The following is a 12,940-nucleotide window of genomic DNA, read 5'->3' on the forward strand; positions in this document are numbered from 1 at the left end:
CCGCCCCCTCCGCCCAGGGCGCCGAGCCCGCCCGCCATCCGGCCCCGGTGCCCAAAACCGTGGTGCTCGACGGCCCACGGCTGGCCGTGACCAAGGTGAAGCTGCAGCTGGGAGACGCGCGGCTGAAGCGGACCGTACGCGATCTGACCGCCCAGGCCGACCAGTGGATGAACCAGGGCCCCTGGACGGTCACCGACAAGGACCAGGTGCCGCCCAGCGGCGACAAGCACGACTACTTCAGCCAGGCCCCGTACTGGTGGCCCACCCAGCCGAAGACCGAAGACAATCCGTACGGCTGCCCCTACGTTCAGAAGGATGGCCAACGGAACCCCGATGTGGACAAGATGACGGACCGTCCCGAGGTGGGCAAGGTCTTCGAGTCCGCCTATGAGCTCTCCCTGGCCTGGTACTACACCGGTAAGCGCGGCTACGCCGAGCACGCCGCCGAGATACTGCGCACCTGGTTCGTCGACCCCGCGACCCGGATGAACCCCAGCCTCAACCACGCCCAGTTCATCCCCTGCAAGTACGACGGCCGCTCGATCGGCATCATCGACTTCTCCCAGGGCTTCACCAGCCTGCTGGACGCCGCCGCCATCCTCGACACCGGCGCCCCCGGCTGGTCCCGCGGCGACCACACCGGCTTCCGCACCTGGAACAAGCAGTTCCTGGACTGGCTGGTGAACAGCGACTTCGGCAAGGAGGAGGGCGCCGCCGAGAACAACCACGGCACGTTCTTCGATATGCAGGTCGCCGCCATCGCCGCCGCCGTGGGCGACCGGGACCTCGCCCGCCAGGTCGTCCGCGAGGCCCGCACCAAGCGCGTGGACGCCCAGATCGCGGCGGACGGCACCCAGCCCGGTGAGCTCTCCCGCACCCGCAGCTTCCACTACTCGACCTTCAACCTCGTCGCCTTCACCCGCCTCGCGGCCGTCGGCGAGCACGTGGGCGTGGACCTGTGGCACTACACGGGGCCGGACGGGGCGAACCTCTTCAAGGCGGTCGATGTGCTGCTCCCCGCGGCCACCGGGGCCAAGCCGTGGCCGTACCCGGAGCTGGACTTCCGCGCCTACGCGGCCAGCGACATCGTGCACGCGGCGGCCGACGCGGGCGACCGCAGGGCCAAGGCGGCGCTCCCCGCGCTCCAGGCGCCGCCCGGCGGCGACCTGTGGGCGCTGCGGCCGGCCGTCGAGCAGCTTGACAGCATCGCCACCACTGGTTGACGGACGGGTGAGGCAAGCCACACTCCCGCGGCTCCAGCTGTGCCGATGTCCCATGGCACACTGGGGCCGTACCAGTGACGTCAGCGCACTCCGGGGTCGGTGAAAATCCGAACCGGCGGTTACAGTCCGCGACCCGTCCGCTGCCAGCGGCCGGTTGACCAGGTGAAATTCCTGGACCGACGGTGAAAGTCCGGATGGGAGGCAGTGCGCGGCGGGAGTAGTGCACCGGTGCGCCGCGCCCGGCGGCCCGTCTTTTGTGGCGGACCGTATCCCGGCCCAGGCGTTCCCCGGTGCCGTCTTTCCGCTTCTGTCATCTCGACAGCCCCGGAGTCCGTGCCCGAAGAGGCAGGAGGACCCGGTGGCCACCACCGCCGAAGCCGAAGCGATGCGCCGTGCCATAGCGCTCGCCGCCCGGGGCCTCGGCCACACCAGCCCCAACCCCGTGGTCGGTTGCGTCATCCTCGACGCCGACGGCCGTACCGCAGGCGAGGGCTGGCACCAGCGGGCCGGCGGGCCGCACGCCGAGGTCCACGCCCTGCGCGCGGCCGGCGAGCGGGCGCGCGGCGGCACCGCCGTCGTCACCCTCGAACCCTGCAACCACACCGGCCGCACCGGCCCCTGCGCCCAGGCGCTGCTGGACGCCGGCATCGTCCGCGTCGTCTACGCGGTCGCCGACCCCAACGCCAAGGCCGCCGGCGGGGCCGCCACCCTGGCCGCCGCCGGGACCGCCGTAGAGAGCGGACTGCTCGCCGACCAGGCCGCCGCGGTCAACGAGGCCTGGCTGACCTCGATGCGGTTCGGCCGCCCCTTCGTGCTGTGGAAGTACGCCGCGACCCTGGACGGGCGCAGCGCCGCCGCCGACGGCACCAGCCGGTGGATCACCTCCGCCGAGTCCCGTGCCGATGTGCACCGGCTGCGCGCCGAGTCGGACGCCGTCGTGGTCGGCTCCGGCACCCTGCGCGCCGACGATCCGCACCTCGCGGTCCGCGGAGCAAGCGGATCGAACGGAGCAAGCGGATCGAACGGCGCCCGGCAGCCGCTGCGCGTCGTCCTCGACAGCAAGGCCACCATCGCCCCGGACGCCCGGGTCCTGGACGGCACCGCGCCCACCCTGATCGCCGTCGCCGAAGACGCCCCCGCCGTACGGCTGGCGGGCGCCGAGACCGTACGGCTGCCGCGCGCCATCTCCGGGCCGGGCCTGGACATCCCGGCGCTGCTCGGCGAGCTCCACGGGCGCGGGATCCGCTCGGTCCTGCTGGAGGGCGGCCCCACCCTCGCCGGGGCGTTCCTGGCCGCCCGCGCCGTCGACAAGGTCGTCGGCTATCTCGCCCCCGCACTGCTCGGCGCCGGCGCCCCCGCCCTCGCCGACGCCGGAATCACCACCATCACGCAGGCGTTGCGCCTCGAGCTGACCGACGTCACCAGGCTCGGTCCCGACCTGCGCATCACCGCCGTGCCGGCGCCCACCGCCCCTGTCGCACCCGAGGAGAGCTGAATGTTCACCGGAATCGTCGAAGAACTGGGCGAGATCGTCGCCGTCGAGAACCTGGGCGACGCGTCCCGCTTCCTGGTCAGCGGCCCCGTCGTCACCGAAGGCGCCAAGCACGGCGACTCCATCGCCGTCAACGGCGTCTGCCTCACCGTCGTCGACTTCGAGGACGGCCGGTTCTCCGCCGACGTCATGGCCGAGACCCTGAACCGCTCCAGCCTCGGCGCCCTCGCCGTCGGCTCCCGCGTCAACCTGGAGCGCCCGATGGCGCTCGGCGGGCGCCTGGGCGGCCACCTGGTGCAGGGGCACGTCGACGGCACCGGCACCATCGTCGAGCGCAAGCTCTCCGAGCACTGGGAGATCGTCAAGATCTCGCTCCCCGCCGATCTGAGCCGCTACGTCGTGGAGAAGGGCTCCATCACGGTCGACGGCATCAGCCTGACCGTCGTCGACGCGGGCCCCGACTACTTCACCGTCAGCCTCATCCCGACGACCCTCGCCCTGACCACCCTCGGCGTCAAGCAGGCCGGCGACCCCGTCAACCTGGAAGTGGACGTGCTCGCCAAGTACGTCGAGCGGCTGCTGGGCAAGGGCGCGGGCGCCCCGGCCATCACGGATGAGGAGGCCGTCGCATGACCGCCCCCGTCGGCGAGCCCCAGACACCCATGGACAGCGTGGACAGCATGGACAGCAGCAACACCAGGAAGCGACACATGACCCCCGTGCAGAGCGTGCAGGCCGTGCAGGCCGTGCCGAGCCCGCAGAGCGCCCCCGAATGGCCCGACGAGCTGTCCCTCGACTCCGTCGAGCGGGCCATCGCCGAGATCGCCGCCGGGCGCCCCGTCGTGGTCGTGGACGACGAGGACCGGGAGAACGAGGGCGACCTCATCGTCGCCGCCGAGAAGGCCACCCCCGAGATCGTCGCCTTCATGATGAGCGAGTGCCGCGGGCTGATCTGCGCCACCCTGGACGCCGCCGACCTCGACCGGCTACGGCTGCCGCAGATGGTCGAGGAGAACTCCGAGTCCATGCGCACCGCCTTCACCGTCTCGGTCGACGCCACCGCCGAACACGGCGTCGGCACCGGCATCTCCGCCGCCGACCGGTCCACCACCCTGCGCCTGCTGGCCGATCCGCACTCCACCCCCGAGGACTTCGCGCGCCCCGGCCATATCTTCCCGCTGCGCCCCCGCGACGGCGGTGTGCTCACCCGCGACGGCCACACCGAAGCCGGCGTCGACCTCGCCCGGCTGGCGGGGCTGCGCCCGGCCGCCGCGATCTGCGAGATCGCGGGCCCCGACGGCACCATGCTGCGCCTGCCCGAACTGGTCTCCTTCGCCCGCCGCAACGGGCTGGCGATCATCTCCATCGAGGCCCTGATCGCCTACCGCAGGGCCACCGAGCCCACCGTGCGGCGCGAGGCCGAGACCCGGCTGCCCACCGCCTTCGGCGACTTCCAGGCGTACGGCTACCGCTCCACCACCGACGGCGTCGAGCACATCGCCCTCGTCCAGGGCGACATCGGCGACGGCGAGGACGTCCTGGTCCGTATCCACTCCGAGTGCCTGACCGGCGATGTCTTCGGCTCGCAGCGCTGCGACTGCGGCCCCCAGCTGCACGCCTCCCTGGAGCGGATCACCGCCGAGGGCCGCGGCGTGGTGGTCTATCTGCGCGGCCACGAGGGCCGCGGCATCGGGCTGCTGTCCAAGCTGCGCGCATACGAGCTGCAGGAGCTGGGCCGCGACACCCTCGACGCCAACCTCGAACTCGGCCTGCCCGCCGACGCCCGCGACTACGCCGCCGGCGCCCGTATCCTCGCCGACCTCGGTGTGCGCTCGCTGCGCCTGATGACCAACAACCCGGAGAAGACCGCGGCGCTGGTCCGGCACGGGCTGCGGGTCACCGGCCGGGAGCCGATGCCCGTCCAGGCCGGTGAGCACAACCTGCGCTATCTGCGCACCAAGCGCGACCGTATGGGCCACGACCTGCCGTGGCTGGAGAGCGGCCGCCCCCAGCCGATGTCCGCCTGCGGCAACCAGTAGCCACAGCCCCGTACCCCCAGCACCACCAGCACCAGAGCAACACCCGCACCAAGGAGAGAAGTAGACGTGAGCGGTAAGGGAGCCCCCCAGCTGTCCGTGGAGAACGGCGGAGCCCTGCGCGTGGCCGTCGTGGCCGCCCAGTGGCACGCCCAGGTGATGGACGGGCTCGTCGACGGGGCGCGGCGCGCCCTGGCCGAGCTGGGCATCGACGAGCCGACCGTGCTGCGCGTACCGGGCAGCTGGGAGCTGCCGGTGGCCGCCAAGGCCCTCGCCGACCGCGGCTTCGACGCGGTCGTGGCCCTGGGCGTCGTCATCCGCGGCGGCACCCCCCACTTCGACTATGTGTGCCAGGGCGTCACCCAGGGCCTCACCCAGGTCAGCGTGGACACCGGGATGCCCATCGGCTTCGGCGTGCTGACCTGCGACACCGAGGAGCAGGCCCTGGACCGGGCCGGGCTCGAAGGGTCGAACGAGGACAAGGGCCACGAGGCCGTCACCGCGGCCGTCGCCACCGCCCTCACGCTCCGGTCGGTCGCCTGACCCTGGCGCCGAGTCGCATCGTGCGACCCCAGTAGGATGACGGGCATCATGCCCAAGAAGACGTTCGAGGAGCTCTTCGCCGAGCTTCAGCAGAAGGCCCTCACGGCCGATCCCGCCACCTCCCGCACCGCCGACCTGCTTCAGTCGGGTGTGCACGCCATCGGCAAGAAGGTCGTGGAGGAGGCCGCCGAGGTGTGGATGGCCGCGGAGTACGAGAGCGACGCCGCGGCCGCCGAGGAGATCTCGCAGCTCCTCTACCACCTCCAGGTGATGATGATCGCCCGGGGCCTGACCCTCGACGACGTCTACGCTCACCTCTGAGCACGCCCCAGCCCCAGCCCTCGCCCACGTAAGGAAAAAGGTCTCATGCTGCGCATCGCCGTCCCCAACAAGGGTTCACTGTCCGAGCCTGCGTCGGCGATGCTCCATGAGGCGGGCTACCGGCAGCGCAAGGACCGCAGGGAACTGGTGCTCGTCGACTCCGAGAACGACGTCGAGTTCTTCTTCCTGCGCCCCCGCGACATCGCCGTATACGTCGGCTCCGGCCGCCTGGACATCGGCATCACCGGCCGTGATCTGCTGCTCGACTCCGGCTCCCGGGCCGAGGAGATCATGCAGCTCGGCTTCGCCGGTTCCACCTTCCGCTACGCCACCCGGCCCGGTACGGCGAAGGACGTCAGCGAGTTCGGCGGTATGACGGTCGCCACCTCCTTCTCCGGTCTGGTCACCAAGCACCTCGCGGACAACGGCGTCGACGCCGCCGTCGTACACCTCGACGGCGCCGTCGAGACCGCCATCCAGCTCGGTGTGGCCGAAGTCATCGCGGATGTCGTCGAGACCGGCACCACCCTGCGCAACGCCGGTCTGGAGATCATCGGCGAGCCGATTCTGGAGTCCGAGGCGGTCGTCATCCGCCGCACCGGCGCCCCCGCCGACGACCCCAAGGTCCAGCAGTTCCTCCGCCGGATGCAGGGCGTCCTGGTGGCCCGGCGCTACGTGATGATGGACTACGACATCCGCGTCGAGCAGGTGGAGCGGGCCGTGGCGCTCACCCCCGGCCTGGAGTCGCCCACCGTCTCCCCGCTGCACCACGAGGGCTGGGTCGCGGTCCGCTCGATGGTCCCCACCAAGGACGCCCAGCGGATCATGGACGAGCTGTACGACCTGGGGGCGCGGGCCATCCTGACCACCGGCATCCACGCCTGCCGCCTCTGAGCCCCGGACATCCCCGCACCAGACCCACCGTTCCGCTCACGGAGAGACCCCACGCCACGTGTCCGCCTCTGAGTCGGTGCCCGCGCAGCCCCCTGCCGGGCTCCCCGCCCTCCCCGTCACCTTCCGGCCGACCCGCACCCGGGCCGTCCTGCTGACCGTGGGGGTCGCCCAGGCCGTCGCCCTCAGCGCGATCGCGCTGCTCCTGGAGCGGCTGAGCCCGGGGGAGAAGCTGAGCTTCGTCTTCACCGGTCTGCTGTTCCTCGGCGTGCTGGCGCTGCTCAGCCGGCCCAAGGTGGTCGCCGACGCCGACGGGGTGACCGTGGTCAACCTGACGACCAAGCGCCGGCTGGCGTGGGCGGAGGTCCTCCGGGTCAATCTGCGGCCCGGCGACCCGTGGGTCTACCTGGATCTCTCCGACGGCACCAGCCTGCCCGCGATGGGCATCCAGCCCGGTATCGCCAAGGCCCGCGCCATCGGCGACGCACGCGCTCTGCGGGCGCTCGCCGAGCAGCACGGCATGCACTGAGGCCGCCCGATCGGCCCTGTCCGGGTACCGGGGCCTGCCCGGAAAGCCGGATCCTTGATTACTCTGTTGCGGGGGCGCTGCCAGTGCCCCGGCCCGTACCACCTGTCCGCGCGCCGTTGTGCGCACCCCGGCAGGCCCCTGCGACCCGAGGAGTGACTCCCTCCAGAGATGGACGGATCGTCCTGTAGTACCTGCGCCGCCCCTCATCAACCGATGGCGGCGGCATGAGCACCACCCTGTCCCTCCTGCTGCTCGCCGCAGCACTCGTATTGATCCTCGCCAACGGCTTCTTCGTGGCGGCCGAATTCGGCCTGGTCACCGTCGAGCGGCCGGACGCCGAGCGGGCCGCCGCCGAGGGCGACCGCCGGGCCGGGACCGTCGTCGAGTCCCTGCGCGAGCTGTCCTTCCAGCTCTCCGGCACCCAGCTCGGCATCACCATCACCTCCCTGGTGGTCGGCATGCTCGCGGAGCCGGCGCTCGGTGAGCTGCTGACCCCGCCGCTGACCGCCACCGGGCTGCCGCACGGCGCCGTCTCCGGTGTCGCGGTCGTCGTGGGCATGCTGGTCGCGTCCGCCGTCCAGATGATCATCGGCGAGCTCGTGCCCAAGAACTGGGCCGTTTCCCGGCCACTTCAGGTCGCGCGGTTCGTCGCCGGGCCGCAGTACGCCTTCGCGCGCTTCTTCCGCCCGGTCATCGCCCTGCTCAACACGGTCGCCAACCGGCTGGTGCGGGCGCTCGGCGTCGAGCCCACCGAGGAGCTGGCCTCCGCCCGCACCCCCGGTGAGCTGGTCTCCCTGGCCCGCCACTCCGCGCAGGCCGGCGCGATCGAGCAGGACACCGCCGACCTGTTCGTACGCACCCTCTCCCTCGGCGACCTGACCGCGCAGCATGTGATGACCCCGCGCGTGCGGGTGAGCGCCCTGCAGTCCTCCGCGACCGCGGAGGATGTGCTCAACCTCACCCGCGCCACCGGGCTGTCCCGCTTCCCCGTCTACCGCGACCGCCTCGACGAGGTAATCGGCATGGTGCACCTCAAGGACGCCCTCGCGGTGCGCTCGGAGGAGCGGCTGCGCACCTCGGTCGCGCGGATCGCCCAGCCCCCGCTGCTCGTCCCCGAGACACTGCCCGTCCAGCCGCTCCTGGAGCGGCTGCGCAGCGAGCAGCCGATAGCCGTCGTCGTCGACGAGTACGGCGGTACGGCGGGCGTGGTCACCCTGGAGGACATCGTCGAGGAGCTGGTCGGCGAGGTGCGCGACGAGCACGACGACGAGGCCGCGGACACCCCGGACCTCATGCCGGCCCCTGCCGAGGACGGCCGCCCCGCCTGGGAGGCCGACGGCGGCTGCCGCGTCGACACCCTGCGCCGGATCGGCCTGGAGGCGCCGGACGGGCCGTACGAGACGGTGGCCGGGCTGGTCGCCGACCTCCTCGCGCGGATCCCGGCCGTCGGCGACACCGCCGAGCTGCCCGGCTGGAACCTCTCGGTCCGGCAGGTCGGACACCACCGGGCCGAGCGGGTGCGGATCATACGCACGGGCACCGGCACCGGAGCCGGGGCGGCCGCCGCCACCGGCACACTCACGGCAAGCGGTGCTGCCGGCGGCGCCGCGCGGGGGGCGGAACGATGAGCCTGGTCCAACTTCTCTTCGCCGCTCTCCTGGTCCTCGCCAACGGCTTCTTCGTCGGCGCCGAGTTCGCCCTCGTCTCCGTACGCCGCAGCCAGATCGAGCCGCGCGCGGCCGAGGGCTCGGCCCGCGCCCGTACGGTGCTCACCGGGCTGGAGAACCTGCCGCAGATGATGGCGGCCGCGCAGTTCGGCATCACCATCTGCTCGCTGACGCTCGGCGCGGTCGCCGAGCCGACCGTCGCGCATCTGCTGGAGCCGGTCTTCCACGCCGTCCATCTGCCCAGCGGTCTTGTCCACCCCCTCGGCTACGCCATCGCGCTCGCGGTGGTGGTCTGTCTGCACCTGGTCATCGGCGAGATGGTGCCGAAGAACCTGGCCATGGCGGCCCCCGAGAAGACCGCGCTGTGGCTCGGGCCCGGCCTCGTCACCTTCGCCCGGCTGTGCCGGCCGGTCACCGCGCTGCTCGGCGCCTGTGCCCGGCTGGTGCTGCGGCTGTTCCGGGTGGAGCCCAAGGACGAGGTCGAGGCGGTGTTCACCAGCGAGCAGCTGACCCACCTCGTCGAGGACTCCCGGCAGGCCGGACTGCTCGACCCCGGCGAGCACGAGCGGCTTGCCGACGCCCTGGAGCTGGGCAGCCGCCCGGTCACGGACGTCCTGCTCGACCCGGCGGGCCTGGTCACCGTCGACCCCTCGGTCACGCCCCAACAGATCGAGGAGCTGACCGTACGGACCGGCTACTCGCGCTTCCCGGTGCGCGGGACCGGCGGGGCCTTCATGGGCTATCTGCATGTGAAGGACGTCCTGGACCTGGAGGCCCGGGAGCGGGCCGTACCCCAGCATCTGTGGCGCCCGATCGGGACCCTGCGGGCGGAGCTGCCGCTGGACGACGCGCTCACCGTGATGCGGCGGGCCGCCGCGCATCTGGCGGCCGTCGCCGACGCTTCGGGCAAGGTGCTGGGGCTCGTCGCCCTGGAGGACGTCCTGGAGATGCTGGTCGGCGAGGTGCGCGACCCCGCCCACCGGGGCGGGACCCGCGACCGCGTGGCCGAGCCCCGCGGCGAGGCGGCGCCTTCGCCTTCCGAACCCGCGCCTTCCGAACCGGCGGCTTCCGAACCCGCGGCCTCGGCGGAGGAGGAGGAGCGGGCGATGGTCGGCTGAGCGGGGACCCCCGCTCAGCCGTAGGCCGCAAGGGTCTACTCCAACGGTGGGTCCTGCGGGTCGCGGTACATGGGGCCGCGGCCCGACAGGACCTCGCCGTATGCCTGCATCAGATCCGGCAGCCGCAGCGTGGCCAGGTCCTCGCGGGTCGGCGCGCCGGTCCAGCCGGACAGCCGCAGATCCCGGTAGGCGCAGCTCTTCTCGTACAGCGTCCGCAGAAACCGTCCGTTGCCCAGCTCGTCGATCCAGCCCTGGTCCACGACGTGTCCGCTGATGGAGCGCAGCTCCTCCACCGCCTCCTCGTCCCACATGTCGCCGTTCTCGGCGGCCAGCACCTCGCCGATCCGGGTGAGCTCCAGCGGGCGGTAGCTGGGGAAGTCGACGCGCGTCGTGAAGCGCGAGCCGAGGCCGGGGTTCGCGGCCAGCAGCCGGTCCATGCCCTCGGGGTAGCCGGCCAGGATCACCACGAGGCGGTCGCGGTTGTCCTCGGCGCGCTTGAGCAGCACCTGCAGCGCCTCGTCGCCGTACGCGTCGCCCTTGCTGTAGCCGGAGTTGGACAGGGAGTACGCCTCGTCCACGAACAGCACCCCGCCGAGCGCCGAGTCGATCAGCTCATTGGCCTTCACGGCGGTCTGGCCCAGATACTCGCCGACCAGATCGGCGCGCCCGGCCTCCACCAGATGGTCGCCGCCCAGCAGTCCGAGCGCGTAGAAGACGCGGCCGAGGATCCGGGCGACCGTGGTCTTGCCGGTGCCGGAGGGGCCGGAGAAGACGAAGTGCCGCTTGGGCGGCTGGACCGGGAGGCCCTGCCCGGCGCGCAGCCGGGCCATATGGAGCTGCGCCGACAGCGCCCGCACCTGCCGTTTGACGGGCTCAAGGCCGACCATGCGCTCCAGCTCCTGCAGCGCGTTCTCCAGCAGGACGGGGTCGGAGGGGCCGGGCTGCGGGGGTACGCCGACCCGCTCGCGCGGGCCGTCGGAGGCCACCACGGGGGAGCTCACCAGCGGGGAGCCCTCCGGATCCGGGCCGGTGGTGCGCAGCTCGCGGCCGTCCGGCGGGTCGGCGGCGACCAGCGGGTCGGGGTCGGTGGCGGCGGCGTCGCGGCCCTCGGCGGCGTCCTGGCTGCCGAGTCCGGCCAGCGATACGGCGGCCAGGTCCGCGGTCTCGTCCAGGCCGTCGCCCTCGGCTATGGCCGCGAGCCGGGCCGAGGTGTCCATGAACGTCGGGTCGATGCGGTGCACCGCGCGGTAGAGGGGCAGCGCCGCGGCGCTGCGGCCGGTGCCCTCATGGGCGCGGGCCAGCCAGTAGCGCAGCTCCTTGCGCTGCGGCTGCTCGCTGCGGCAGCGCATTAAGGCGGCGGCGAGCAGCGGTTCGGCCTGGCCGAACATCTCCAGGCGCACCCGGGCCATCCCGCCGAACAGCCCCGCCTCGATGCCCAGTAACGGATCGTCCAGCAGCGGTTCGGTGTGCCGCACCAGCTGCTCCCAGTCCTTGACCAGATACGCCCGGCAGGCGTGCAGAAAGCGCGCCTGCGGATCGGCCTCGACGGGCGGGCAGCCGGCCAGGGCCCGGTCGAGCTCGGGGACGTGGCGGCCGTCGAGCCAGTGCGAGGCGTGCGCGAGCAGCAGGTCCCGGCTGGTCTCCAGCACCGGCTGAACCCACCAGCCCAGCCAGTACCAGGAGTTCAGGGTGCGGTGGTGGCGGGCGCGCTGCTCGCCGAAGCGGTCGCGGTGCCGGTACATCCGTAGCAGCGCGGTCGTGGTGTCGGCCCGCAGCGCGTGCAGGCCGAGCCAGGCGTCGGCCATTCCGGGGTCGTGCCGCACCGCGACCCGGAACTCGTCCTCGGCCTGCGCGTACGCGCCCATGGTGTAGGCGTCGACGGCGCGCAGCCAGGCGAGATCGGCTGGGGCGTGCGAACTCTGCGTGCCGAAATCCATCACGTCCCCCACAAACCCTGCCCCCGTGGTTGCCGCAGGGGCGGCTGCCCCGTTTTCGCATCGTACCTGCGCAGGCCGCACGGGCCGAGGGTGCCGCACGGCTGTTCGTGTCCAACTTGCCTGGCCGGGCGGCGTGCGCGGGGGCGCAGACGGGGCGCGAAAGGCCGGAAGACGCTGGTCACCGAGGGTGAGGGGGGTGCGGAACAAAAGCGGCGGAAAGGGACCCCCAGGAACCCCCGGAGGGGTCCCCGGACAGGACGAAGCCCCCGATCACGGGGGAACAACCGGGGGCTTCGCGTTGTGGGGCGACTCGTACGAGTCACACATTGAGAACGTAAGACCTGTATGGGCCCCCGGTCAAGCCGAGTTGAGGCGCGCGTCGCGGGTCGGGAGCGCCGATCGGACGCTCGTGGTTACGCAGTGTGAGGCCGAGGGGGGGTTCGGGCCGCCACGGCGGGCCCCGCCTGCAACTCGTACCCCTCTTTTCGCTGCACTACCAGAGTTTCGGCATACGGGCGCGAGGGGTCCACGGCGAAATGCGCGCGCTCGGCGGGAAGCCAGCCGTCCCAGAATGTGGACAGCTCCGGTCCGTCCCGCAGCTGTCCCCGCCGCCAGGACTCCACATCGGGCACCTCCATCCACAGCAGCCGCGCGAGATACGGGCGCAGGGCGCGGCGGCCGGTCCCCACACCCTCGATCAGCACCACGGGGGCAGGGGCCAGCCGCCGCCGGTCGGCCGCGAAGCGGCGCTCCACCCAGTCGTACGGCGCGTACCGGGCGGCGGCGCCGCGGGCGAAGGGGACGAGGACCTGCTCGCGCAGCCGCCCGGTCCAGGCGAACAGCTCCTCGTGGGTGGCGAGGTCGTCGGTGTGCAGCACGGGGGCGCCGCCGAGCGCCGCCGCCAGCCGCCCGGCGAACGTGGTCTTACCGGACCCCGCATGCCCGTCCACCGCGACCAGCCGGACCGGTCCGCACGAGGGCGGCAGCGCGCACAGCAGGCGGGCCAACGCATCGAGCGCGGGCGCGTCGGGCGCGTCGGGCTCGCCGGGCGTGTCCGGGGCGGCGAGGGGGCCGGGCAGGTCGGTGGCTATGTCGGAGAGGTCCATCGCCGACCACCTTACGGCCGCCGTCCCGGCCCGGTCGCGCCGCTGTTTTCCGGCTCCGCGCGCACCCCGCCGTTCCC

Annotated in this window: 12 protein-coding genes and 1 riboswitch; of the genes, 10 read left to right on the forward strand and 2 right to left on the reverse strand. The window is 72.6% G+C overall.

Translation table 11 applies throughout. The annotated features are described in order from the left end of the window. From CCN51_RS45455 to CCN51_RS45500, 10 genes are all read left to right on the forward strand, one after another. Positions 1 to 1,223 (forward strand): alginate lyase family protein (locus CCN51_RS45455; RefSeq protein ID WP_107426242.1); only part of this gene is annotated, 1,223 nt, incomplete at its 5' end. An 81-nt stretch (positions 1,224 to 1,304) separates the two neighbouring features. After that, positions 1,305 to 1,435: riboswitch (FMN riboswitch) on the forward strand. Between the two features lie 146 nt (positions 1,436 to 1,581). Next, the gene (ribD, locus tag CCN51_RS45460; protein WP_014174930.1) at positions 1,582 to 2,718 is read left to right on the forward strand and encodes a bifunctional diaminohydroxyphosphoribosylaminopyrimidine deaminase/5-amino-6-(5-phosphoribosylamino)uracil reductase RibD; all 1,137 of its coding nucleotides are present in this window, start codon (positions 1,582 to 1,584) and stop codon (positions 2,716 to 2,718) included. After that, complete coding sequence (locus CCN51_RS45465) at positions 2,719 to 3,348, forward strand: riboflavin synthase (RefSeq protein ID WP_014174929.1); 630 nt, start codon at positions 2,719 to 2,721, stop codon at positions 3,346 to 3,348. It abuts the gene before it with no gap. After that, positions 3,345 to 4,754, forward strand: a complete 1,410-nt coding sequence (locus CCN51_RS45470) for a bifunctional 3,4-dihydroxy-2-butanone-4-phosphate synthase/GTP cyclohydrolase II (protein WP_014174928.1) — start codon at positions 3,345 to 3,347, stop codon at positions 4,752 to 4,754. Before CCN51_RS45465 ends, CCN51_RS45470 begins: the two co-directional genes overlap by 4 nt. Before the next feature lie 66 nt (positions 4,755 to 4,820). Further along, on the forward strand, positions 4,821 to 5,294 hold the full coding sequence (gene ribH, locus CCN51_RS45475; protein ID WP_014174927.1) for a 6,7-dimethyl-8-ribityllumazine synthase: 474 nt from the start codon (positions 4,821 to 4,823) through the stop codon (positions 5,292 to 5,294). A 48-nt stretch (positions 5,295 to 5,342) separates the two neighbouring features. Beyond that, positions 5,343 to 5,615: a phosphoribosyl-ATP diphosphatase gene (locus CCN51_RS45480; RefSeq protein WP_014174926.1), complete on the forward strand. Its 273-nt coding sequence runs from the start codon at positions 5,343 to 5,345 to the stop codon at positions 5,613 to 5,615. Between the two features lie 45 nt (positions 5,616 to 5,660). Continuing rightward, complete coding sequence (gene hisG / locus CCN51_RS45485; RefSeq protein ID WP_014174925.1) at positions 5,661 to 6,509, forward strand: ATP phosphoribosyltransferase; 849 nt, start codon at positions 5,661 to 5,663, stop codon at positions 6,507 to 6,509. Positions 6,510 to 6,567: 58 nt separating this feature from the next. Continuing rightward, complete coding sequence (locus CCN51_RS45490; RefSeq protein WP_014174924.1) at positions 6,568 to 7,035, forward strand: PH domain-containing protein; 468 nt, start codon at positions 6,568 to 6,570, stop codon at positions 7,033 to 7,035. Positions 7,036 to 7,259: 224 nt separating this feature from the next. Then, positions 7,260 to 8,663 (forward strand): hemolysin family protein, encoded by a 1,404-nt coding sequence (locus CCN51_RS45495; RefSeq protein ID WP_014174923.1) that lies wholly within the window; start codon positions 7,260 to 7,262, stop codon positions 8,661 to 8,663. Beyond that, positions 8,660 to 9,820, forward strand: a complete 1,161-nt coding sequence (locus CCN51_RS45500) for a hemolysin family protein (protein WP_014174922.1) — start codon at positions 8,660 to 8,662, stop codon at positions 9,818 to 9,820. The genes CCN51_RS45495 and CCN51_RS45500 overlap by 4 nt, the downstream gene beginning before the upstream one ends. Before the next feature lie 35 nt (positions 9,821 to 9,855). Here CCN51_RS45500 and CCN51_RS45505 read toward each other — a convergent pair whose 3' ends face one another. Both CCN51_RS45505 and CCN51_RS45510 read right to left on the reverse strand, forming a co-directional pair. Next, entirely contained in the window at positions 9,856 to 11,757 is a 1,902-nt protein-coding gene (locus CCN51_RS45505; protein ID WP_014174921.1) for an AAA family ATPase, read from the reverse strand. A gap of 413 nt (positions 11,758 to 12,170) precedes the next feature. Further along, on the reverse strand, positions 12,171 to 12,863 hold the full coding sequence (locus CCN51_RS45510) for a uridine kinase family protein (protein ID WP_014174920.1): 693 nt from the start codon (positions 12,861 to 12,863) through the stop codon (positions 12,171 to 12,173). Positions 12,864 to 12,940 lie beyond the last annotated feature (77 nt).

The organism is Streptomyces milbemycinicus, assembly GCF_002154605.1.
GTDB classification, from domain to species: Bacteria; Actinomycetota; Actinomycetes; order Streptomycetales; family Streptomycetaceae; genus Streptomyces; species Streptomyces milbemycinicus.